The sequence below is a fragment of the Microbulbifer thermotolerans genome (genome assembly GCF_001617625.1).
GTDB lineage: Bacteria > Pseudomonadota > Gammaproteobacteria > Pseudomonadales > Cellvibrionaceae > Microbulbifer > Microbulbifer thermotolerans.
This window is the reverse complement of the sequence record NZ_CP014864.1, coordinates 2,096,207-2,118,647: the sequence shown is the minus strand read 5'-3', so window position 1 is coordinate 2,118,647 and position 22,441 is coordinate 2,096,207. Positions and strand designations below refer to the sequence as shown.

Here is a 22,441-nt window from a genome sequence, read left to right as displayed (position 1 = left end):
GGGCGTACGGCAAAAAACGTTACGTGGCGCGGCCCTTGAGGGCGCGAAAGACCGAATTTATGGCCTTACAGCTCTACAACACTTTTTCCGGAAAGAAAGAAGTTTTCAAACCGCTGGTGGAAGACCGCGTGCGCATGTACGTATGCGGCCCTACCGTCTATAACCGGGTGCACATAGGTAACGCCCGCCCGGCCGTGGTGTTCGATACTCTCTACCGTCTATTGAAGAAGCGGTTCGCCGATGTCGTCTACGCGCGCAATATCACCGATATCGACGATAAGATTATGAAGGCGGCAAGGGATAAGGGGGAGGACATTGGCACTTTGAGCCAGCGCTACGCCCAGGCTTATTTCGAAGATATGGCCGCCCTCAACAACCTGGAGCCGGATGTTGTCCCCTATGCCACTCAGCATTTGCCGGAAATGATCGCCTTGATTGAGCAACTGGTTGAAAAAGGGCACGCATATGCCGCGGAGGGGCATGTGCTCTTTGCGGTGGAAACCATGTCGGATTACGGCAAGCTCTCCAAACGCTCCCTGGACGATATGCTCGCCGGGGCCAGGGTAGAAGTTGCGCCTTACAAAAAATACGCGGGCGATTTTGTACTCTGGAAACCCTCCAGGGAAGATGAACCCGGCTGGGACAGCCCGTGGGGACGCGGCCGTCCCGGTTGGCACCTGGAATGCTCGGCGATGATCAAGAAGCATCTGGGGGACACCATCGATATTCATGGCGGTGGCCGCGATCTCACATTCCCGCACCATGAAAACGAACGGGCCCAGAGCTGCTGCGCAAATGGCGTTGACTTCGTGCGCTACTGGATGCACAACGGTTACGTCAACATAGAAGGCGAGAAGATGTCTAAATCCCTGGGCAACTTCCGTTTGGTTAACGACTTGCTGCAGCAGTACCCGGGAGAAGTCCTGCGCTTTGCACTCCTGTCCGCCCATTACCGTTCGGAATTGAACTTTAGCTCAGACCTGCTCGACCAGGCATGGCGCAGCCTGGACTCCCTCTACGGCGCGCTGCGCGAGGCCGCGGATGTAAAAGCCAGTTGCGAGGATATAGAGGGCACCGCATTTATGGCGGCACTGGAGGACGACCTGAACACCCCGGTTGCCATCGGCGAGCTGCACCAGATGGCCAGAGCGCTGAACAAGGCAAGCGATGTGGAAAAGGCACGTTGGAAGGGCATGCTGCTCGGGGCCGGCCAGCAACTGGGTATTTTGCAGCAGGACCCCGAGGGCTGGTTCAAACAGGCCCGCGGCGGCGCCGAAATTTCCGAGGAGGAGATCGAGCGGTTGATTGCCGAGCGGGCCCAGTGCAAAAAGGAAAAAAACTTTGCCCGTGCCGACGAAATCCGCGCGGAGCTGAAATCCAAGGGGGTGGTACTCGAAGATAGCCGCGAAGGTACCAAGTGGCGTCGCGAATAGTCTTCCCACTCTATGGCAGGATAGAAATCATATTTGGGGTAGCACTGTGGCTATCTTTTGCAGTACATACGGAATCCGAATGAAAAAATTACTCGTCACCGCCATTTTCACCGCCATTTTGCCAATGCTGACCGCCTGTGAGCCCGAGCGCGGTTCAGATCAATGGTGCGAGAAAATGGACGAAACGCCGAAAGGCGAATGGACTCTGAATGACGCCACTGACTACACCAAATACTGTGTGTTCAATCAGAAACCTGAAAAAGAGTAAGCGGAATCGACAACTTGTTCTTTGCCGACTCCTATCAGCACTTCTTCCGCCCGCTGACCGGTAAATACCGCGAGCAGGTGGTAGAGTGCCTGCGCCTCCTATACGAGCGGCTCTACACCGCCAAGGCGGATTACGGCGAGTCCCTCGCGCGCGAACAAATTCTCGAAATTTTTTCTGAGGCACTCACTCGCGCTCCGCAGTTGGACAGCGATGACACCACTCAGGAACCCGAGGGTCGTTTTCGCAATCTGCGCGAGCAGGCTGGCTGGATCCTGAACACGCTGGTGGAATACGGCTGGCTGGAAAAGCAAGTGGACAGTGCCACTTTGCTTGTTTCTTACCCCTTTAGCCGCCGCGGCCGCCTGTTCACCCAGCCGCTGGTGGAGGTGGACAGCACCCGTGTCCGCACCCGCCACCGCAATACCCGAAATACCTTAAATGCGCTGGAGGCCTTTGCGGGCAGGGGAGAGATCTACGACCTGATCGACGCCTGGGAATATTCAGAGCGCATCGTGGCCGATTTCACCGATATGATTGCCGAGCTGGAAGAGCGCAAGCGTGAACTGGTGCGTGAGGTGGAGGCGCAACTGTTGGTGCAGCAGGCCACAGAAGAATTTTTCACCTTTATGGAAAGCCGGTTTCAGCCGGATCTGGCTATCCGCTTGTCCGCCGACAGCGTGGAAAAACATCGAGACGCTATCCACCGAGTGATTGCGCGTATCCGCCGTAAGGATAAGACCCTAAAGGCGGAGTGGGAGAAGCGTCTGCGGCAGTTGCTGCCGGAGCTGGTAGAAGAAGGGCGCTCACTGCTTTGGCTGATGCTCGACACCATTGAGGACCGCATGCGCCGGGCCTGTGAGGTGAAACTGCCGGCGTTGCGCCGGGCATTGCAGGGGTTTACTAAGCGCGCCGATATTATTATTCGTCAGCTGAGTTATCTGCACAGCCGCTCCGAAGGCGGTTTTGCCGAGTTGTGCCAGCGTCTGGGTGACAGCGAAGAGCGGTCCGCGTTGTTGACACAGCTTGGCCGCGATCTGGCGGGTTTCCAATTGCGCCTGTTTGATCCCCGGCAGGTGCGGCTGTGGCGGCGCAGCCGCCGACCGGTGGAAACCCGTGTGGACGAGGAAGTGCCGCTCGCTGAGGAAAGCCGGCGGGAAATTCTCTTACAGCAGCTGCTCGATCAGGCGTTCAATTTCAACGGCAGTCACTTGCGTGAATATCTGCACAAAGCCCTGGGCGCAGGGCGCCGTATCAACAGTCGCGATCTGCCGCTGGCAGATGCCCGCGACTTACTGGCGATGAGCCACGCCCTTGAGGCGGCCGCGGTGAGCCAAAACGGAGAAGCGGCGCTCAGGGTGGAATTTACTGGCGAGAGCGCGAGTAACGACTACTTTGACCGATTCGATGAATATATCTTGGAATTGAAAGAAAGTGATTGAACAGGCCTTGGAAGAAGCGCTGGCCGAATGCCGCTTGACCCGTGGGGAATTTTCCGAACTGCTCGTGCGCCTGCTGGATTACGGTGTTATCTGCCGCGATGAAAGCCAGGTGGAGACGGTTTTGTACGACCGTTTCCAACGCTGCGAACAGCTGATCCGGGAATGGCTGGCCCCGCTGGGACTGCGCCTGCAACACGACAGCCGCTTCCAGTTTATTCGTATTTATCCCCCCGGTGCCGAGGTGCCAGGGATGCCGGATCAGGAAGAGCCCCATCACGGCGGTTTCCGCGCGCGCCTTACGCAGCAGGAGGTGGCGGCCATATTGGTACTGCGCGTCGAATATGACAAGGCGCTCAGGGAAGGCCAGGTGGATGACAACGGTTGTGTTGCGCTCTCACTTGAGGCCCTGGAACTGGGATTGCGCAACCTGCTCAAGATGTCGTTGCCAGACAAGATGGCGGAGCGCAAAGGCCTGTTAAAAAAATTGCGGCAATTGCGCCTGATCCAGTTCACCGGTGAGGAAGCGGAATCGATGGCGGAAATCTGGCTGCGAGTACGCCCGACCATATCCCACTTCGTCAGTGAATCAACATTACAGCAGTTGCTCGGTGGGCAGACGCCGGAACTGGAAGCGGAAGAGACGGAACCGGAACGCATTACTCCGGAAAATGAAGATCACAGCCTTTTTGCTTCCGGCGAGTCGCTATAACAATCGGAAGATTTCCGGCTGCTTACCAAGGCGCCGAATAGCAACAACACACCGATTGACAGCGATGCGTTGTGGGCGAACAAGGATCGTAGTACTGCGATCACTGATTGCAAACGGATTCCCGACGGCACTAATGTGCACCTGAGATGGCATCAATAACATGTTTCTGAAAAAGCTGATCTTGATCAACTGGGGAAATATTCCCCAGTTGGAATATGAATTCGGCCCCATCAATCTGTTTTCCGGTGGCAACGGCTCCGGAAAGACCACGGCCGCCGATGCGATCCAAACATTGATGACCGCTGCCCACGACACCTTGTTCACCTTCAACCCGGGGCAGGATGAAACGACGCAGCGGGGCCGCGGTGGCAAGCAGGTGCGGACACTGGCTTCTTATGTACTCGGCTGTGACGATGGCAGTTACGCCCGATTGGCGCCGACGGACTGCTACATCGCTGGTGTTTTTTACCCCACCAGCGGCGAGGACAGCGAACCTTTTACGGCGGTGATGGCAATCCGCGCGCACTTGGACAGCAGTAGCAAGCCGGCGCAGGCACGTCAGGATGACCTGCGTTTCTTTATCTTCCCCGGAGAGCAACTGGCCATCGGCGATTTTATTCGCGAGTACAAGGACGGAAAACACCTGTTGCCGTTGGACAAATTCCACGCGGTGTTGAGCCGGCAATTTGAAAAAGTCGAGCAGTACGACAAGAAAAAGGCCTACCTGCGTCGCTTATACGGCGCATTGCGCGGGCGCCGCGATGCCGTTCCAGATAGGGAAGCCATGCATGCCGCGCGCACCTTTTCTAACTTTATGGCCTATAAGCCGGTCAAGAGTATCAACGACTTCGTTGCCCAGGAAGTGCTGGAAAAGCGCGATCTGGGCGAGGCCATTCGCTCCGTATCGGAGTTGATGAAAACCATCCACGCGATGGAACAGGAAGCGCGTCAGATTGTTGAGCGGGTGACCTCCCTGGAACAGATCGCCAAATCCGCTGAACTCTACCGCGGGCAGTGGCAGCAATTGCGCCTGCAGGAATATTTGCTGGCGCGCCACCGCCAGCTGCGGGTACAGAGAGGCTACCTCGCCGGCAAACAAAATCAGCAGCAGTTACGCGCCGATCAGCAAAACAATGCTCGCGAGGCACGTTTGGCGGCGGAGCGCGCCGAGCAGTTGAACCGGCAACTAATCGAGTTGCAAGCCCAACGCCTCGGCATCGATGCGCTGCGCACCAAGGACGAACTGGAACAGCGCATCAAAAACGCGCACCGCCAGCTGTCGCAGTTGAGCGGCCCGCTGGCGGCTCAGGAGCAGCGCTGGCAGGGCAACCGCAATGCCGCCAGTGAAATGCTGCAACTGCTCTCCGGCAGCGCGGCAATATTGGATATTCCTGCCCTCGGCAACAAAACGTTGACCCAGTGCATCAAGGAGGTCGCGAAAGAGGAGACACTGCCGGACCTGCACAAGCTATTGGGCAAGGATTGGATTGATCTCTCCGCGCTCGATGCGCTGCGGCAGCAGGCGGCGGCGACAGAGGCGCGGCACAACCGGCTGCACGGTCTGGTTACTGATGCCGACAGCGGTCAGCGCTCTCTGAAAGCGTTGATAGAGCAGCAGGTATCGCACTGGGATCAGAAAGTGCAGCAGCTACAAAAGCAGCTGCGCAACCAGGAACAACGCATTCAACACCTGCAGGCCAACCGGGTGCGCTATCCGCAGTCGGTGGAGCAGGCGCTGGCTGCTATCCGCGAGCAGTGTCCCCAGGCCGAGCCGCGGGTATTGTGTGACTATGTGGAAGTGCTGGATGAGCGCTGGCAGATGGCGGTGGAAGGCTATCTCGGCGGCGCCCGCTTCTCCATTATTGTTGAACCCGATTACGAGGCGCAGGCCATCCGTATCGTGCGCAATTTGCCCGGCCGCAACAACCGTGCGCGGGTGATTCAGGGGGACAAGGCGCGCCGGGATGCGGAGCGCGTGCCCCTGCCCAAAGGGTCCATTGTCGAGTTGATGGCGTTCAACCACAAAACCGCCGAATACTATCTGCGCGCCTCATACGGTTCTGTGTTGCAGGTGCGTGACGAACACGAACTGCGCGGTACCCGTCGCGGTCTGACCGCAGACGGCATTGCCAGCGGAAACTACAGCATGTGGCGCTGCGATATCGACGATGCGGAACTGGTCTTCGGCCAAGGGGCCCGCGCGCGCGCGCTGGCGGCGCAGCAGCGGATGCTGGAGCAGATGGTGGTCGAAGCGAAACAGGTCAATGAGCAGCACCAGCTGTACCGCCGGGTTGCCGCCGCGGTGCGGGACCTGAGCGATCTGGAATTGGTGTCGACGGTGGACGCCGCGCTGGCCGCCCAGCGGGAATGGCGCAGTGCCGAGCAGGCGCTGGAAAACCTGGACCTTTCAGATTGCGAACAGTTGGAACGACAGCTGGGGGAATTGACCCAACAGTTGCAGGCACAGCAGAAGATCCAGTTGGACCTTCAGCACGAGGCCGGCAAGCTGGAGCGGGACCTGGAAAATACCGGCAAACAGTTAAAGGCACTCGCGGACGAACTGGAAGCACTCGACGAGACACTCGGCGACTGTGAGGCCGCGTTACATCGCATCGCTCAGACCTCCCCGGAATATGATGTTGAGAAGGTGTTGGAGCTGGCGGATAAACAGGTTGAAGGCGCTGGCGATAACTTTGATTTCGGCGCCGATATCGAGCAGTGGCAGGGGCAGTTGGAAACATATTGCCGCCAGTTGGATCGCTCGGTAATGGAATACAATGCCAACTGTGCCGCCGGTGACACGCTGGTTTTCGAGCCGGATCTGAGTGATGGGCACAACGAGGTGCTGTTTAAACTGGTATGCGGTCTCTGCGATCAGGTGGAGGCGCTGCGCAACCGCTTGAAAAACAATCTGCTAGTGGACCGTCACGAGCAGTTGCAAGGACTGAAAAAGTCCTTTAACACCACTTTCGTCACACACCTTTGCCATGCCATTTATCAATCCATCAATGATGGTAAGCGGGTGCTGGACGACCTGAACAAAGAACTGGAACACCACCGGTTTGGGGCCGACCGCGAACGCTTCCGCTTCGCTTACAGCTGGGTGCCCGAATTCAAGGAGTACTGGAATTTCTTTAAAGCCGTCATTGAGTTGCCAAACCTGGGAGAAGAGCAGAGCCTCTTCGACGCGGATCTGGCACCCAAGCATCAGCAGGTTCGGGACAAACTGCTGGATATGCTGCTCAGTGAGGACGAGCAGTTGGCGCGACGCGAGCTTGAGCGCATCAGTGACTACCGCAATTACCGCAACTACGAAATCTACAAAGAGCCCGAAGGCAAGGAGCCTATCGCGCTCAGCCAGTACGGCACCGGCTCAGGAGGGCAGCTGGAAACTCCGGCGTATATCATCCGCTCCGCCGCGGTGACCTCGGCCTTCCGCTTCAACGAGGGTAGCAGCCATCTGCAAATGGTATTGGTGGATGAGGCCTTCTCTAAGATGGATGAATCCCGTTCCAGAGAGGTGATCCGCTATCTGACCGAGACATTGGGACTGCAATTACTCTTCATTATGCCGAGCAGTAAATCCGGTCCTTTCATGGATTTGATTTCGAATCAATTTGTGTTCAGCAAATGCCCCAGTCCCAAGCCCATTGGCCAATTGAACACGCGCGTCTATGTGGACCGCAAAGTCTGTAACCGGGAAAAAATTGCCGAATTGTGGGCCAACCACCGCCGCACAATTCGCCGTCAGGCGTCGTTGGATTTTATGGAACTGGTTGAGACTTGAGTCGCTGTTGCCAACGCCCAGGAAACAAAGGCAGCACTTATGCGAATAAATCAGAAGTTCCCGAATGGGAGGAGATGATGGCGAGGCGGATTCCCGATCTGGCTGCGGCAAACCCTGTGATTATGGGACTGCTGGAATATGTCCTCGACAAGCGGGACGATCAGATACTCTCAGGAGAAGAAAAAAGCATCGCTATCACCCTGGGGTCGCCCAAAAGTGCTCCCCGGGCACTGAGAGCTGCACTGACCCCATTTACCGATCCCGCCTACGACGACTGCGAACTCTGGGACGAGCTGGTGTGGCTGTCCCGCGATTACCGCTGCTTCAAAATCAAGGAACCGGCGCGGCGACCGTCCGGCTCCGCGCCCTGGCAGGGGGTACGCCTTTTTTTTGAGGACAGCTGTGAGGCGATGATCCGCGAATGGCTGGACAGGCCGCGGCCGCATCGGGTGGACCCGGAGTGGCAGGCGGCGCTGACCCGTTTTGCTACACGTTTTGAAAACCCTGAGGCCTTTCCTCCAGGGGGACTGGAACTGGATGCCGGCTTCGATGGTTACGAGCAACTGCTGGCCTGTTGGGCCCGGTTGGGCGAAGAGTTGGCCCACAGTGGTGGCATGTCATGGCGCCAGTTGTCCGCGCGTTGTTTTTTCGGGGACTCCAAATATCTGGATGCTGATGGGCATCAAGCGCTGGCGCGCGCACTGTTTCCGGAACTCTGCGAGCGGGTACAGGAGCGCCCGCTGCTGATGCATCTGTACTTGCCGTCGCAGTCGGAGCGGGTGGTGATGGTGGAAAACCAGGACTCCTTTCTGATGTTGGCGGACTGTCAGCCGAAAGCCACCGCTCTGGTGTACATAGAAGGTTATCGCGGTGGCGCCGCTCGGGTGAGGTTGCCGGGAGTGGCTCGTTTCAGCACCCTGAACGATATAGCGGAGCCGGCGCGTCGAGAGTTTATCCGCTGGTGGCAGGGGCAGGCCGAGCAGGAGTTGCCGGCATACTTCTGGGGGGACTTGGATTACGAGGGGATGCAGATCGCTGCCGCTTTGCGGCGCAGCTTTACCTCTCTGGACTGCTGGCGTCCGGGGTATGCGCCTATGTTGGAACGACTCTGCAGCGGGGGAGGTCATCGGCCATTGCAGGCAAAGAAGAACCGCCAGCGCGCCATTGAGAGCACCGGTTGTGACTACGCTGACACTGAATTGATCCCAGCACTCTGGCACACTGGCTGTTATGTGGATCAGGAATCGGTCACACCGGAAGAATTGCACGCGGCAGCGGCGAAGGTGGACTTTTGATGGACTGGATTTTGCGCGCTGGCGCTTAGCGGTATTTAAGGAACCTCTGATTAAGTCACTTTCGTTTAGCAGAGGCGCTTCGGGGGTGGATTTGAAGCTCAGGTGATAGGGCGGACATTTCGAAACCGTCGGATACAGGGATGTATCCGTCGGAGCTACAGGGAAGTACTCGTGCGTTTTCGAAATGTCTGTCCTATTGCCTGAGCGCCCCGAAAGCAACCATAGTGTTCACGCGAATTAATCAGAGGTTCCCTAAATAGAACCTCCTGATCATAGCCTGCTATTGCATTTTATGCACAGGTTCTCGGAAGATGGGACCACTTTGCTGTAAATAAAGATTTTTTGCATAAAAGGGAATTCGCGGAGGTTTTTATGCGTCAGTTTTCTATCCTGGTCGTCTTCGCTCTCGCCTTTGGTGGCGCCGCGGTGATGTATGAAAAGGAGAGCCGCAAGGTCAAGGGCGTGCTGACACAGATCACAGAGCTACAGGCGCAGCTGGGGGATTTGCAGGCGGAAGTCAACCGGCTCAGTGGTGAGCTGGAAGCCGTCAAACTGGCGCAGCGCCGCCATCCGGACTTGAAGACAATTTCTCGACGTATCCACAGGAGTGAACGCGCCGCTTCTAGTGTGTCGGAACCGGCGCGAACAGAGGCTAAAAGTCATTCCGGCAAGCTGATAGCCTCCGATGTAACTACGGCACCGCCAGCGATCCACGGGCGCCGCAACGTTGAGGGTGAGGACTCAGAATGGGATGGTCCGACGACGGATGCGGAGCCGGAATCACAAGAGTTGTTGGACCCATACCAGTAGCAAGCGCCCTCTACCTGTGGGAAGACGAACAGCTTTTTGCGGGTATAAGTTTCCCGCTGTCGAATGTTTAAGTACACCTGGATAAGGGTTCCTTATGTCATTGAACGCTTTTTATACATCGCTCAGCGAACAGCTGGCGGCATTGTTGTCCGGTGAGCGGGATTGGCTGGCGAATACCGCCAACGCCAGTGCGCTGCTGTTTATGGAACTCGAAGATATCAACTGGGCCGGCTTCTATTTTTTGCATGGTGACGAATTGCGTCTGGGACCTTTTCAGGGCAAGCCTGCCTGTACGCGTATTGCCGTCGGTGCCGGAGTTTGCGGCACCGCTGTAGCCACTGGAGAGGCGCAGCTGGTGGAGGATGTGCACCAGTTTCCCGGTCATATTGCCTGCGATGCGGTTTCCGCATCCGAGATTGTGATCCCACTCTATGCCGATGGGTGCTGTCTCGGTGTGCTGGATATCGACAGTCCCACCCGGGCGCGATTTACCGGTGAAGATTTGGCGGGTATGCAGGAATTTGCCCGAGTTCTTTTGCGCTGCTCGGACACTCCTTCGGTCTCGGGTATTTGAGGCACCAGAGCCCATGGCATTGTTGTGGCAAAAGCGGGCAGGGGATAATCACTACCAAGTGCGCAGTCACGGCGCCAGTGTGCGTTTGTACAGCAATGGTGTCTTTCACTCGCAGTGGAATCCACGCGATCCCCTGAAGGGATCTCTGTGGGAAATGCTGTTACTGCCGGCTTTTTTTCTCCCGCGGCGGCAGATTCGCTCGGTGCTATTGCTCGGTGTGGGCGGCGGTGCCCTGATACGGCTGCTACAGCGCTATATAACACCGGACAGGATTGTCGGTGTGGAGCTCGATGCGGTGCACCTGCAGATCGCACGCAAGTATTTTGGCGTGCGCGACGTGGAGCTGGTGCATGCTGACGCACGGGATTATGTCGCTGCACAGCTGACAGCCGGGGACAGATGTGCTTTTGATCTGATCATTGATGATCTTTTTGGCCACTGTGGCGGTGCCGCAGAGCGCGCTGTGGTGGCGGATCAGCCCTGGTGCAAACAGTTGTTGCAGTTGCTGAGTCCAGAAGGCTTGTTGGTTGCAAATTTCGGCAGTCGTACCGAACTTCTGGCTTCTGGCTGGCGCGCTGCCGCCATCCGCAGGCAGTTGCGTGGAGCCTGGACTGCGGAGCATCCCGCCTATGAAAACTGCATACTGGCCGCCAGTCGCAGTGTGCTGTCTGTTGCGGATCTCACCGCCCAGGCGCCAGTCCCGATCAGTCCAAGTAATCCCCGCAGCCGCCTTCCCTGCCAATTGAGGCGCCTTCCTTGAGAATTTGCCGGTCCCGGGACCTTTGTAGTGCTACCGTCGATTGGCGCCACTTGTCACCCCGGGCCTATACTGAAGAGAGGCATACTGTGTTCCGGGACCGGGTAATGCGTTATAAGACTGTGGAGGATGTGATTCGGGAGGGGCGAGACTTTCATGCTAGGCTGGCGCGCCAGTACGGCGAGTACGAACAGTTGGCCACCGATAAGCGCATCGAGTTGCTGCTAGATCAGCTGCGGCGGCGGGAGGAGTCGATGAAGTTCTCGCTGGAGAATTTTCACGATGATCTGACTCCGGGTGCTCTGCACACTTGGGTTCAGTTCGCGCCCGAGGGGCGGGAGAAGGAACTCCTTCAAAGACTGCGCAATATCGATATCAACAACCTTGATGAGATTGCCCAAGTGGCGATGGATGTCGAGGTGTATCTATCCGATCAATACCGGGACCTGGCCCAAGGCGCGGAGACTCAGTCGGCACGGGAGGCCTTTGAACGGTTGGAGGAGTTGGAGGAGCTGGAGGAGCACACCTTGTCCATAAACCTGTTTAATCTGCGGGATTATTAAACCTCCACTTCTAGGTGCTCAGTTTGTAAACGCAAAAGCCGTTTTCCTTCGCCAGTAGATGCACTTCGGAAAAATATTCTCCCGCCTTTCTCGGCAGCGGGATAAACGCATTGACCACAAAAAGCGCCGGTGCGCCCGGCTTGAGCAGGCGCGCGGTTTGGGAAAGAAACCGATCGGTCAACTCTCCCTCCACTTGGAACCCCTGGTGAAAGGGCGGATTGCAAATGATCAGATCGGCTGTGCCGCTGGTTAATTCGGCACCTGCATTGGATGGGACCACCACACCTTCGATACCCAGCTCGCGGAAATTTTTACTGCAGGCAAGTAGGGCAGCGGCATTGTTGTCGGTGGCAGTAAAGTGAAAATGTCCCTGCTGGGCAAGTTGCGCACAGAGATAGCCGTAACCGCAGCCGAGATCGACTACACAAGCGCCATCCGAAGGCGTCAGCTCCGCAAAGTGCCGGGCGAGCAGGGCGCTGCCGCGGTCGATTTTATTCCAGCCAAACAGGCCGGGCTTGCTGTGTAGACCGTGCAATTCCTCCAGCGGGCGCAATTGCGTGTAGTTCTGGTCGTCCACCGCCTCACCGCCACTGCGGTGCAGGGGATTGCAGCTGATATATTCGGTGCCGTGTTTCTGCAGCTGCTTCGCGCAGCCAAAACGCTGTGCCGCTTTAGTGGCGTAACTTTTAATACCGCTTTGCTTGCCGCCCAGTAATACCAGTTCGCCCGGATTTCCGCTTTCTTCTTCTAACAGGTGTGGTGCCCGGTTAATGACATGGTGTACCACCGCTTTTTCTTTTGAGACCGGGTAAACAATGCGGCGGTAACTGCGTTCCAGTACCTCAAACGCAAAGTCGTTAAAAAAGCTGCGCCCGACTTTGCCTTCTGCCAGTTTGGCGACATCCCAGCGATTGCTGAGTAGGTCACCGGCGAAGGTGAAGCCCTGCATCAGCAGCGATTTGCTGTTTTCATCGGCGATCCAGAGGGTGTCCCGTGGAGCGACTTGCAGCTCTTGGCTGAGTAGGGTGGCCATTGTTTTTCCTGGTTGTATCGTGGGCAAATGCAGGCTGCGCCGGTGGAATTACGGCAAGAGCTGCCGATTATTTTACCGAGGCGATTTCTTCCGGGGTGAGGGGGCGGTACTCTCCCTCCTGTAGTGTTTCGTCCAGTACTATGTCGCCGATGCGCTCCCGGTGTAGTTCCAGAACTCTGTTTCCGAGCGCGGCGAACATCCGTTTGACTTGGTGGTAGCGGCCTTCACTGATAGTGACGCGCACCTCGTTGGCAAAGAGGATTTCCAGTGTTGCCGGTTTGGTCCGCTTCTTCTCATTTTCAAGCCAGATGCCTTTGGCAAATTTTTCTACCGCGCTTTCATCGATTCTTTCCGCCAGGTGGGCATAGTAGGTTTTGTCGCAGTGATGTCGTGGGGAGGTAACTTTGTGTGACCACTGGCCATCGTCTGTGAGTAGCAGTAGTCCAGTGGTGTCGATATCCAGGCGTCCCGCGATATGCAGTTTGTGTTTGTTGGGCTCATCGATCAGGTCAAGTACTGTCGGGTGCTCACTGTCCTTGGTGGCACTGACGCAGCCCCGCGGCTTGTGCAACATTAGGTAGCGCGGCCCCGGTTCCAGCAGTGGTTCTCCGTCCAGGCAAAGCGTGTCCGTTTCTACCACCTTGGAGGAAGGGTCCGTCACAATATCCCCATTGACAGAAATACGCCCCGCCTTGGCAGCGCGTTTTACGTCTGAGCGCGAGAGATCGGTGACCTGGCTGACTGCTTTATCTAAACGCATGGGTGGTCTGGCTCCCCAATCCAGTGACACAAATTCTGATCAGGTGCAGTGATTCGAGATCTTCCATAGGCCTTATCTCCTGGAATGGGGTGCCCCGGAGGAGATAGGCGTTTGGCTGACTGAGGTATTGCAGCCCTCTCCCCCTCAGTGGAAGAGGGCCGGGACGGGGTTACCCCCCGATCTTGCGCTCACCCGATTCCACGGATTGATAGATCAGGGTATTGATGGTCATAGGGCCGACACCGCCGGGCACCGGCGTATAGGCGGCGACGCGCTCCACCAGCGGTGCCAGTTCGATATCGCCTACGCCGCCGGGGTGGTAGCCGGCATCCACAACCACAGCGCCGTCCTTGATCCAATCGGACTTGATAAATTCCGGTTTGCCAACGGCACCGACAACGATATCCGCCCGGTGGATGTGCTCTGCCAAATCCCGGGTGCGGGAGTGGCAGATGGTGACCGTGGCGTTGGCATTTAGCAGCATCGCGGCCATGGGCTTGCCCAATATGGGGCTGCGACCGACAACCACGGCGTGCTTGCCGGCGATCTCAATACCGTAGGCCTCCAACAGCCGCATAATGCCCTTGGGCGTTGCACAACCGTAGGCTTCTTCTCCCATTGCCATACGGCCGAAACCGAGGCAGGTGACGCCGTCGACATCTTTGTCGAGCGCGATGGCGTCAAAGCAGGCGCGCTCGTCGATCTGAGAGGGTACCGGGTGCTGCAGCAGAATGCCGTGCACATTGGGATTGCCGTTGAGTTCCTCTATCTTGGCCAGCAGCTGTTCGGTGGTGGTGCTTGCGGGCATTTCCACTTGCAGAGAGTCCATACCGATGCGGCGGCAAGCGTTGCCTTTCATTTTTACGTAAGTCGCGGAGGCGGGGTCGTCACCCACGAGGATAGTTGCCAGGATCGGTGTCTGGCCGCCACTTTTTTCTTTCAGCGCGGCTACACGGGCCGAGAGTTCTTGTTCCGTTTTCTGTGCCAGGGCTTTGCCGTCCAGAACCAGTGCAGACATAGATGTATCTCAAACAATGTGAATGTTGGGCTCGGGCCGGATGCGCTCCTCTGGAGCACCAGTGGCTGGGGCGGCTTTCAGGTAAGCCTGGTATAGCCTCCCTCTCGCCGCCAGTGTCCATCAACGCTGAGCCAAGCCGTCCGGCCTAATTGGCGAAGCCGCCTATTTTCGCACAGCCGCCGATTAATTTCTCGATTTGGCCACGCCTTCCGATTGCTCAGCGGGGCGGAGATCTTCGCCGGACTAAACTTCTTTAAAAAGAATGGCTTGGCGCCGTTGACTCCCCGCTAAGCTGTCAGTATTATGCGCGCTCCTCGCAAGGGAGGTGGCTTAAAGATGGCGCTGCAGCAGTTGCCATAAAGCGCGTCCAGAGCGATGGAGCAAAGAGTTTGCGGGGCATAGCGCAGTCTGGTAGCGCGCCTGCTTTGGGAGCAGGATGTCGGGGGTTCAAATCCCTCTGCCCCGACCAGACGCTTACCGGGTTTACCTTGCGCCCGTAGCTCAGCTGGATAGAGCATCCGCCTTCTAAGCGGATGGTCGCAGGTTCGAGTCCTGCCGGGCGTGCCAACCATGTTCGGTGGCGTTGAGCTTGGCGGTTTCGAAAAGCTTACTGCCAGTATCGAGTCGCAGGACTATTCCGGCCAGTCAGCAAGGCTGGCTGGCGCCAGAGCAACCGCAAAGCAATGCTTTGCAGACGGTCGCTCTGACCCTGCCGGGCGTGCCAACCATGTTCGGTGGCGTTGAGCTTGGCAGTTTAGAGGAACTTGCTGCTGGTATTGACTCTGTCTGGTTTTGGTGGGAATTATTGTTATTTCCACCAGTTGCGTCGCCACAAGGCGCAATCATATAGCACTTTCTATGGTGGCCGTAGCTCAGTTGGTAGAGCACAGGATTGTGGCTCCTGAGGTCGCGGGTTCGATCCCCGTCGGCCACCCCATTCACCGAAAGCCCGGTTTCTACCGGGCTTTTTTGTATCCCTATTCCCGTTAGCACCTAAAAGCGCAGCCCTGCTTTTTTGTCATGGATTCAGACCCGAATGCTATAAAAGGGTGCTTTACGCTGCTTGCGCCAGTCCGTGATAATAAGCGCTCCTGAGTTTTGCTGGCTTTTGGTTATAACAATTGCCCACTCGGGAAGGAAGAAGAAATTACAAAGTTGCAATTGGGAGTAACCGGTGACCGTAACTGTTGAACGCAAGGCGACAAATGTACATTGGCACGAGGGCGATGTGACCCGTGAGGACAGGGCCAGCATCCTCGGCCATAAGGGCGTGACCCTTTGGTTCACCGGTTTGTCTGGTTCCGGCAAGAGCACCATCGCCGTTGCCGTGGAGAAGGCGCTCGCTGCCCGTGGGGTACTGAGCTACCGCCTGGACGGCGACAACATTCGCCTGGGAATCAATTCCAACCTGGGCTTTTCTGCAGAAGACCGCAAGGAGAATATCCGCCGCGTGGGAGAGATATCCAAGCTGTTTGCCGACAGCGGTGTGGTGGTGTTGAGCAGCTTTATCAGCCCCTACCGGGAAGATCGTGAAATGGTGCGCCGCATGCACGAGGAAGGCGATCTGCCTTATCTGGAAGTTTTCGTTGACTGCGCTCTCGAAGAAGCGGAGTCTCGAGATCCCAAGGGGCTTTATAAAAAAGCCCGCGCCGGAGAGATCCGTGGCTTTACCGGCATCGATGATCCCTATGAAGCGCCGCTGTCCCCCGAGCTGCATCTACGCACTGACCGCATGAGCCTGGAAGAAGAGGTGGAAACGGTTATTTCCAGCCTCCAGGCCCGAGGAATCATCGCTTAACCGCATCGTGTTTTTGCCCCGCATTCAATTTGCGGGGCAGTGATCATTTCTTATTGAAGTCCCCTTCGGCGCCAACTGCCGATTGGCCCGCCCGTCCGTACATATACTCAATCTGTACCATTTAGCAGCAGTGGAGGCAGATATGTCGGTTCGGAGAGCGGGGTTTCTCTCTGGAGGCCTTTTAGCACTGGCGTTGTCAGTTGGACTTGGCGCCTGGTATGGATACCGTGAGCTGCCCCGGCTACCCGATGTGCCAGATGCGCCTGTAGTCGGAGTGCCAGAGGGAGCACTGGATCACCGTCCCGCACCCGCCTACACCGGTCCACATCCGCGGGTAATGGAGCGCCCGCCTGAGTACTTTCCTTTTCCGATCACAATTGGGGAGGTCGGGCCTGTGGAAACGCTGTTTGCGGGCCCCTCCACCTATCCTTTTTACTGCGGTTCCAATGCCATTACCCGCCGCCAACCGCTGGTGGACAATCAGCGGGGCGAGGGTGTACCCGTCTTTGCCCTGGACGAAGAGGGCAATAAAACCGGAGAAATTATCGGCTACAGCCGTGATTGCAGCCATCCAACAGAGGTTGTCTATTTCTACCGAAGCACGCGCGACGGTAATTTTCACCCGCTGGAAGAGGCCAATGGCGATATCGATCAGGTGACTGTCAACGGTAGAACCACCGATTTCGTGGTGCGCCTCGAGACCGGTACTATCAATCGGTTTTTTTACGCCATTGCCGCGTTGCGGGGAGAGGGGGAATCCGCGGACAGACCCAGCCCCAGCAACTGGAACCGCCGGCTGATCTATCAGATGCGGGGTGGCGTGGGGATAGGCCGTCGTCAGGGCGATATCAGCAAGGGAGATATAGTGACCCGCCGCGCTGATCAGCTGGCGCGGGGCTATGCGGTTGTCTACTCAACCGCCAACCAAACCAGCAACCACTACAATATTTGGCTGGCGGAGGATACGGCGCGCCGGTTGAAGAAACAATTTATAACGCTCTATGGTGAACCTCTGTACACCGTTGGTCTCGGTGGTTCCGGTGGCGCTATCCAGCAGTATTTGTTTGCGCAGAATGCGCCGGGCCTGCTGGATGCAGCCATTCCTCTTTACTCCTATCCTGACATGGTCAGCCAAACCATCTATGTATTTGACTGCGAGCCTTTGGAGTATTTTTTCGATGTGGTGGATGCGGCCAATCCCCGTTGGCGCGACGCGGCCAATCGCACGCTCATTCAGGGGCTTTCCGCCAATAATGAGATAAACAGCCGCTTCCGCTTGTTAACAAGGGCTGCGTCTTTGTTTGACGGCCGCTATCGCCATGTCACGCGGGGAGCTACCGAGTGTACCCAGGGGTGGCGCGGGTTGGTGCCACTTGTGAACAACCCCAACTTTGTGCACTTCATTAAGAACTTTGCCGAAGAGGTGGCGAGCCGCACACATTGGTCCCACTGGGAAGACTTGCGTCAGTTCTATGGAGCCGGTGACGATGGCTATGCCAACAGTGCCTGGGACAATGAGGGTGTGCAGTATGGTTTGCAGGCTTTGGTGAATGGAAAAATTTCTGTGGACACCTTTCTGGCTCTGAATGCCACCATCGGGGGATGGAAGTCGCCGCGGGACCAAAGCAATGAAAAACTTTGGTTCGTCAATGGCGGCCTTTTTCCGGTGGAGTTATCCATTTGGAGTGAGCAGAACATGAACCTGGGAAGCCTGGATAAGCCGGCTGAGCGCACCAGGGCTAGCCGGGAGGCAATAGAGGGAATTTACCGCTCTGGCCACGTATTCCTCGGTGATGTGGAAATACCAATCATTGACCTGCGCCACTACTTGGACACAGATCTGGATATGCACCACAGCGCCGCCTCTTTCGCGGCCCGTGAACGTATCCGCCGTGCTAGGGGACATGCCGACAATCAGGTAATTTGGATCAGCCACAAGAATTACACCCCTCTCAATGAGGCGCTCGACACTATGGACCGCTGGATGATGAACATCATCGACAACCCCGAGGCCGGTGTCGCCGCCAATCGCCCGGAGGACGCCAGCGATCGGTGCTTTGACAAGGAAGGCAATGTGATGGCCGCAGGGACAGGTGTGTGGAATGGGGCCTGGAACCGGCAGGCTGTGGGCGAGTGTATGCAGGTTTATCCGATTTACAGTACACCGCGCCAAGTCGCAGGGGCGCCGATTACCGGGGATGTATTCAAGTGTGCGTTACAGCCGGTGGAGCGGGCTATCGCCAAAGGGATTTACGGTGCGTATACGGAAGAAATCGCTGCTCGAATCGACGATATGCGGCGGATCTTTCCGTCCGGTGTTTGCAATTACAATCAACCGGATATCGCTCGACCGAAAGAAGAGCTGATTCCTGGCGAACGTCCAGTGGAAATTGCCGGACACTTGATAAAACCGGACTACCGCCGTCCCATCGATCAGCTTGCGGAGGAAGATTCAAAAGAAGTGGAGCCGCAGCCTTTGCCCGTGTCTTTTCCACGCGGTGAAAAGGAAAATCCATAGCCGCAAAAATTTTTGGCGTATTTTTGTTGACAGCCCCGCGCAATCCGGTATGATGCGCGTCGCTCGAGGGGCAAGGCCCTGAAGCAATAAGGGTGGTTAGCTCAGTTGGGAGAGCGACGGCCTTACAAGCCGTAGGTCACAGGTTCGACCCCTGTACCACCCACCACTTCCTGATAGGAAGTGCATCTACTGCGGACCGGTAGTTCAGCTGGTTAGAATGCCGGCCTGTCACGCCGGAGGTCGCGGGTTCGAGTCCCGTCCGGTCCGCCATATACGCAAAAGCCCACACAGAAGTGTGGGCTTTTTTTATACCTGTACGACCGAGTGTGTTCTCGGCAGGATCTCAAGCCCGCTTGAGTACCTAAAGCGCTCTTAAGTTGCATATTGACCGTTTTAACCCTATATTCGGTCAAGTGACCAGTCTCAGTTGAGAGAAGGCGCCATGACTTCAATTCCCAATTATCAGCCTCACCCCAGTGGTGACGCGGTACTTCTCGAAGCCCTGTTGAACACCGCTGACCACCTTGGGCTGAAAAAGAAAGAGCTCGGCGAAATCATCCATCTGGACGATCGTACCCTGAGGCGCAGAAGCGGGCTTGACCCGGAAAGTGCCCCCGGCCAACTGGCTCTCCTGCTAGTGCGCGCATACCGAGCGGCCTTTGTGCTGATGGGGGGAGCGGAAGGCGCTCGCTATTGGTTCTCGACACCCAACCGCGCTCTGGGAGGGGTGCCCAAGACACTGGCGTGCCGCATTGATGGGCTAGTCCGAATTGTCTCCTACCTGGATGCCATGCGGGGTAAGGTGTGAGCGGCGATTTATTGCAGCGCATTCACTCCAATTGTCAACGTCTGCTTGGCCGCTTGTATCGGATCGTCGAATCTCAGGAGGAGGTCGCTACCCGTAGCCTGGTCGACAATCTGCAGAAACAGCAAGTGCTGGAAGAACTGCTGGAACAGAGCAAGCCACCGCGTTTGCCCGGCAGTGAAAATCTGCATTATCTCTTGGCAACCCCTTTCCGCTATCCGCCTTTACCTTGGGGTTCCCGCTTCGGCGGTACAGCGGAATCCGGCATATTCTATGGCAGCAAAACAATTCCCACGGTGCTTGCCGAAGCTGCCTACTACCGATTACTGTTTTTCCATGACATGGACCCGGTGCCCCTGCACCCCATTACCAGTTACCACCTTATCTTTTCCGCCAAGTACTGTGCTGATCCCGGTATCCGGCTACAAGACCCGGCCTGGGCAAGTGACTGGTCGAAAGTGACGCACCCGGAGGACTACCAATTTTGCCAAAAGCTGGGCAGTCAGCTACGCCAAGCCGGCATCATGGGTCTTGAGACACCTTCAGCACGTGCTTTGCAAGCGGCGTTGGCACAATTGCCCCCCAGCAACTCAGAAGGCATTAATGTCGCCCTGTTCGAACCCGGGGCGTTGCTCAAGCGTCCGCCCATGCAGGAAGCAGATGTCACAGCGGATACCAGCGAAAAGGAAGTGGTTTTTCTGGTGAAGTTCGGAAACCGAACGGAGACGTGCAGTTTTGCCCTGGAAAGCTTTCAGGTCAATGGACGGCTACCGAGGCCGGCATGATGAGTCCCCGCTACCTGACGCACCTCGATCCGGTATATTTGCAAGAAACTGCGCGGCAGATCCCCTATCAGCGCATCCACTGTGATCTTTTCCCAGCCATAGAGGTGTGGATTCGTCGCGATGATCTGCTAGACCCGGTCATTTCTGGCAACAAGGCCTATAAGCTCCTTTTCAACTTACTCGAAGCGGAAGAGCAGGGGGCCCACACCATAGTTACCTGTGGCGGCGCCTGGTCTAACCATATCCACGCAACGGCGGCCGCGGGGGCACGATTTGGCTTCCGCACAATCGGAATCATCCGTGGTGAACGGCGTCCAGTATTGAGCGCTACACTGCAGGATGCTGAGCGTCTCGGCATGCAGCTTCGGTTCGTCAGACGGGAAACCTATCGCCGACGCAACGAACCGGAATTCCTGAGTGAGTTGGGCCTGGCGCAACCGGGCATTTTGTACATCCCCGAAGGTGGAGCCAATCTTGCTGGTGCCAGGGGGATACAGCTATTGGGGCAAGTAATTGAAGAAACAGCCCCCATAGATTTTGACCAATTGTGGCTTGCTTGTGGCACTGGTTTGACCGCAGCCGGCCTGGCCGCATCAATCACGCGCTTTTCTGTCTGCGGTGTGGAAGTGCTGAAAGCCGGCAGCTCAATTCAGCGGGATGTAGAGCAATGGTTGAAACGACTGCCTAAACCCTATGGCGCCATGCGTGAGCCAGGGTGCACCTCAAATCACACCGAAGCTGATCTTTTTTTGAACAGTACATACCACTGTGGTGGTTACGCGAAAAATCCTCAATATCTGAGAGACTTCCAGAAAGTCTTCGAATGCCAAACCGGTATACCGCTCGATCCTGTGTACACCGCGAAGCTTATGTACGCGTTACATAGAGAAAGCGAGGGAGGGCGAATTTCTTCCGGAAGCCGAATGCTTGTATTGCATTCTGGCGGGCTGCAAGGACGGCGCGGATTTCGGGAAAAAGTCCTGTCGAAAAGGCTACAGAATTGACCCATAACTTCTCATTTGAACTCTCCGGGTCAGTTCGACTCATACTCTAAGCTCAGGCATAATTGCCGGTTCCTAATTAGGGGGGCCTGTCGGCATGCAGAGGTGCACTTACTAGGGCCGGCTAAATAAATGTCAAATGCTGGGCCCGTTATGGGGCACTATGGGGGAGTGGTGTCGGAATTTCATAATATTGGCTTAATTGGTCGTACAGGAAGTGACAGTGCTGTTCTCTCGCTCAAACGTCTGATGGCGTTTCTGGAACGGGAAGGCTATGCAGTGGTTCTGGAGCAGGGAACCGCTGGGGCTGTTTCTGACCACTCTGCCCGTGTTGCTCCAAAAGACAAGCTCGGAGAACTCTGTGATCTGGTCATTGTAGTAGGCGGCGATGGCAGCCTACTCGCCGCTGCGCGCGCTCTGGCCAAATTCAGCGTTCCTCTCCTAGGCATCAACCGTGGACGCCTGGGCTTTCTAACCGATATCACTCCAGATGAGATTGAACAGAAAGTCGGTGAAGTGCTGGCCGGCAAATACATGGCTGAAAGCCGTTTTCTGCTCGATATGTCTGTCACCCGCGATGGGAAGCCGATTGGGAAGGGATCTGCTTTGAATGATGTGGTCATTCACCCAGGTGAATTCATCCGCATGATTGAATTCGATCTCTACATCGATGGTCAATTCGTATACACACAGCGATCGGATGGGTTAATTGTATCCACTCCGACGGGTTCTACAGCATATGCCCTGTCGGGTGGTGGGCCGATTATGCATCCGAAGCTGGATGCGATTGTTTTAGTGCCATTGAACCCGCACACGCTGAGCAGTAGGCCGATTGTGGTAGAGGGTAGTAGTGAGTTCAAGATTGTTGTGAGTGAACACAACACAGCGAATCCGCATGTGACTTGTGATGGGCATGATCAATTGATTACGGGGCCGGGAGATATAGTGCGGATTCATAAAAAGCCACACCGTTTAACATTGATTCATCCTCTAGATCATAACTTTTACGAAACTTGCCGCACGAAACTTGGCTGGGCAGAGTGAAATGTGCGAGCTTGTAAAACTTTTATTTTCTAATAGTCAGCAGA

At 56.4% G+C, this 22,441-nt stretch carries 19 protein-coding genes and 5 tRNA genes; 21 read left to right on the top strand and 3 right to left on the bottom strand.

The window, feature by feature from the left end; translation table 11 throughout:
- Nucleotides 1-59 precede the first annotated feature (59 nt).
- The 10 genes from cysS to A3224_RS08870 all read left to right on the top strand — a co-directional run bounded on the left by cysS (nucleotide 60) and on the right by A3224_RS08870 (nucleotide 11,635).
- Nucleotides 60-1,433, top strand: a complete 1,374-nt coding sequence (cysS, locus tag A3224_RS08915) for a cysteine--tRNA ligase (RefSeq protein WP_067157742.1) — start codon at nucleotides 60-62, stop codon at nucleotides 1,431-1,433.
- Nucleotides 1,434-1,512: 79 nt separating this feature from the next.
- Entirely contained in the window at nucleotides 1,513-1,701 is a 189-nt protein-coding gene (locus A3224_RS08910) for a DUF3012 domain-containing protein (protein WP_067153551.1), read from the top strand.
- A 14-nt stretch (nucleotides 1,702-1,715) separates the two neighbouring features.
- Nucleotides 1,716-3,140, top strand: coding sequence for a Wadjet anti-phage system protein JetA family protein (locus A3224_RS08905; RefSeq protein WP_067153549.1), 1,425 nt, complete (start codon nucleotides 1,716-1,718; stop codon nucleotides 3,138-3,140).
- The gene (locus A3224_RS08900) at nucleotides 3,133-3,849 is read left to right on the top strand and encodes a DUF4194 domain-containing protein (RefSeq protein ID WP_067153547.1); all 717 of its coding nucleotides are present in this window, start codon (nucleotides 3,133-3,135) and stop codon (nucleotides 3,847-3,849) included. The genes A3224_RS08905 and A3224_RS08900 overlap by 8 nt, the downstream gene beginning before the upstream one ends.
- 160 nt (nucleotides 3,850-4,009) lie before the next feature.
- Entirely contained in the window at nucleotides 4,010-7,636 is a 3,627-nt protein-coding gene (locus tag A3224_RS08895) for an ATP-binding protein (RefSeq protein ID WP_067153545.1), read from the top strand.
- A gap of 77 nt (nucleotides 7,637-7,713) precedes the next feature.
- On the top strand, nucleotides 7,714-8,931 hold the full coding sequence (locus A3224_RS08890) for a Wadjet anti-phage system protein JetD domain-containing protein (protein WP_175487750.1): 1,218 nt from the start codon (nucleotides 7,714-7,716) through the stop codon (nucleotides 8,929-8,931).
- A 372-nt stretch (nucleotides 8,932-9,303) separates the two neighbouring features.
- Nucleotides 9,304-9,741 (top strand): hypothetical protein, encoded by a 438-nt coding sequence (locus A3224_RS08885; protein WP_067153540.1) that lies wholly within the window; start codon nucleotides 9,304-9,306, stop codon nucleotides 9,739-9,741.
- Between the two features lie 94 nt (nucleotides 9,742-9,835).
- Complete coding sequence (locus A3224_RS08880) at nucleotides 9,836-10,315, top strand: GAF domain-containing protein (protein ID WP_067153538.1); 480 nt, start codon at nucleotides 9,836-9,838, stop codon at nucleotides 10,313-10,315.
- Nucleotides 10,316-10,328: 13 nt separating this feature from the next.
- Entirely contained in the window at nucleotides 10,329-11,075 is a 747-nt protein-coding gene (locus tag A3224_RS08875) for a spermine/spermidine synthase domain-containing protein (RefSeq protein ID WP_067153536.1), read from the top strand.
- A 104-nt stretch (nucleotides 11,076-11,179) separates the two neighbouring features.
- Nucleotides 11,180-11,635 carry a hypothetical protein gene (locus A3224_RS08870; RefSeq protein WP_067153534.1) on the top strand — a complete coding sequence of 152 codons (456 nt, stop codon included), beginning with the start codon at nucleotides 11,180-11,182 and terminating at the stop codon, nucleotides 11,633-11,635.
- 10 nt (nucleotides 11,636-11,645) lie between these two features.
- On the opposite strand, the gene A3224_RS08865 is transcribed toward A3224_RS08870, so the two are convergent.
- The 3 genes from A3224_RS08865 to folD all read right to left on the bottom strand — a co-directional run bounded on the left by A3224_RS08865 (nucleotide 11,646) and on the right by folD (nucleotide 14,446).
- Entirely contained in the window at nucleotides 11,646-12,668 is a 1,023-nt protein-coding gene (locus tag A3224_RS08865) for a class I SAM-dependent methyltransferase (protein ID WP_067153532.1), read from the bottom strand.
- 67 nt (nucleotides 12,669-12,735) lie between these two features.
- On the bottom strand, nucleotides 12,736-13,428 hold the full coding sequence (gene rsuA / locus A3224_RS08860) for a 16S rRNA pseudouridine(516) synthase RsuA (protein ID WP_067153530.1): 693 nt from the start codon (nucleotides 13,426-13,428) through the stop codon (nucleotides 12,736-12,738).
- 169 nt (nucleotides 13,429-13,597) lie between these two features.
- Complete coding sequence (gene folD / locus A3224_RS08855) at nucleotides 13,598-14,446, bottom strand: bifunctional methylenetetrahydrofolate dehydrogenase/methenyltetrahydrofolate cyclohydrolase FolD (RefSeq protein WP_067153528.1); 849 nt, start codon at nucleotides 14,444-14,446, stop codon at nucleotides 13,598-13,600.
- Nucleotides 14,447-14,838: 392 nt separating this feature from the next.
- Here folD and A3224_RS08850 point away from each other — a divergent pair.
- From A3224_RS08850 to A3224_RS08800, 11 genes are all read left to right on the top strand, one after another.
- Nucleotides 14,839-14,915: transfer RNA gene (locus A3224_RS08850), tRNA-Pro, on the top strand.
- 21 nt (nucleotides 14,916-14,936) lie between these two features.
- A tRNA-Arg gene (locus A3224_RS08845) sits at nucleotides 14,937-15,013 on the top strand.
- Nucleotides 15,014-15,307: 294 nt separating this feature from the next.
- Nucleotides 15,308-15,383, top strand: a tRNA-His gene (locus tag A3224_RS08840).
- A 237-nt stretch (nucleotides 15,384-15,620) separates the two neighbouring features.
- Nucleotides 15,621-16,244 carry an adenylyl-sulfate kinase gene (gene cysC / locus A3224_RS08835; RefSeq protein ID WP_067153526.1) on the top strand — a complete coding sequence of 208 codons (624 nt, stop codon included), beginning with the start codon at nucleotides 15,621-15,623 and terminating at the stop codon, nucleotides 16,242-16,244.
- A gap of 394 nt (nucleotides 16,245-16,638) precedes the next feature.
- Entirely contained in the window at nucleotides 16,639-18,762 is a 2,124-nt protein-coding gene (locus A3224_RS08830; RefSeq protein WP_197462965.1) for a DUF6351 family protein, read from the top strand.
- Between the two features lie 90 nt (nucleotides 18,763-18,852).
- Nucleotides 18,853-18,928, top strand: a tRNA-Val gene (locus A3224_RS08825).
- Nucleotides 18,929-18,955: 27 nt separating this feature from the next.
- Nucleotides 18,956-19,032: transfer RNA gene (locus A3224_RS08820), tRNA-Asp, on the top strand.
- A 172-nt stretch (nucleotides 19,033-19,204) separates the two neighbouring features.
- Nucleotides 19,205-19,570, top strand: a complete 366-nt coding sequence (locus A3224_RS08815; protein WP_067153522.1) for an antitoxin Xre/MbcA/ParS toxin-binding domain-containing protein — start codon at nucleotides 19,205-19,207, stop codon at nucleotides 19,568-19,570.
- Entirely contained in the window at nucleotides 19,567-20,352 is a 786-nt protein-coding gene (locus A3224_RS08810; RefSeq protein WP_067153520.1) for an RES family NAD+ phosphorylase, read from the top strand. Before A3224_RS08815 ends, A3224_RS08810 begins: the two co-directional genes overlap by 4 nt.
- Nucleotides 20,295-21,356 (top strand): 1-aminocyclopropane-1-carboxylate deaminase/D-cysteine desulfhydrase, encoded by a 1,062-nt coding sequence (locus A3224_RS08805; RefSeq protein ID WP_156481457.1) that lies wholly within the window; start codon nucleotides 20,295-20,297, stop codon nucleotides 21,354-21,356. Before A3224_RS08810 ends, A3224_RS08805 begins: the two co-directional genes overlap by 58 nt.
- A 171-nt stretch (nucleotides 21,357-21,527) precedes the next feature.
- Nucleotides 21,528-22,397, top strand: coding sequence for an NAD(+) kinase (locus tag A3224_RS08800; protein ID WP_067157736.1), 870 nt, complete (start codon nucleotides 21,528-21,530; stop codon nucleotides 22,395-22,397).
- Nucleotides 22,398-22,441: the final 44 nt, after the last annotated feature.

Coding starts and splice junctions, on each gene's coding strand:
- cysS (WP_067157742.1), top strand. CDS start 60: ATGGCCTTACAGCTCTACAACACTTTTTCCGGAAAGAAAGAAGTTTTC.
- A3224_RS08910 (WP_067153551.1), top strand. CDS start 1,513: ATGAAAAAATTACTCGTCACCGCCATTTTCACCGCCATTTTGCCAATG.
- A3224_RS08895 (WP_067153545.1), top strand. CDS start 4,010: ATGTTTCTGAAAAAGCTGATCTTGATCAACTGGGGAAATATTCCCCAG.
- A3224_RS08890 (WP_175487750.1), top strand. CDS start 7,714: ATGGCGAGGCGGATTCCCGATCTGGCTGCGGCAAACCCTGTGATTATG.
- A3224_RS08885 (WP_067153540.1), top strand. CDS start 9,304: ATGCGTCAGTTTTCTATCCTGGTCGTCTTCGCTCTCGCCTTTGGTGGC.
- A3224_RS08880 (WP_067153538.1), top strand. CDS start 9,836: ATGTCATTGAACGCTTTTTATACATCGCTCAGCGAACAGCTGGCGGCA.
- A3224_RS08875 (WP_067153536.1), top strand. CDS start 10,329: ATGGCATTGTTGTGGCAAAAGCGGGCAGGGGATAATCACTACCAAGTG.
- A3224_RS08870 (WP_067153534.1), top strand. CDS start 11,180: ATGCGTTATAAGACTGTGGAGGATGTGATTCGGGAGGGGCGAGACTTT.
- A3224_RS08865 (WP_067153532.1), bottom strand. CDS start 12,668: ATGGCCACCCTACTCAGCCAAGAGCTGCAAGTCGCTCCACGGGACACC.
- rsuA (WP_067153530.1), bottom strand. CDS start 13,428: ATGCGTTTAGATAAAGCAGTCAGCCAGGTCACCGATCTCTCGCGCTCA.
- folD (WP_067153528.1), bottom strand. CDS start 14,446: ATGTCTGCACTGGTTCTGGACGGCAAAGCCCTGGCACAGAAAACGGAA.
- A3224_RS08815 (WP_067153522.1), top strand. CDS start 19,205: ATGACTTCAATTCCCAATTATCAGCCTCACCCCAGTGGTGACGCGGTA.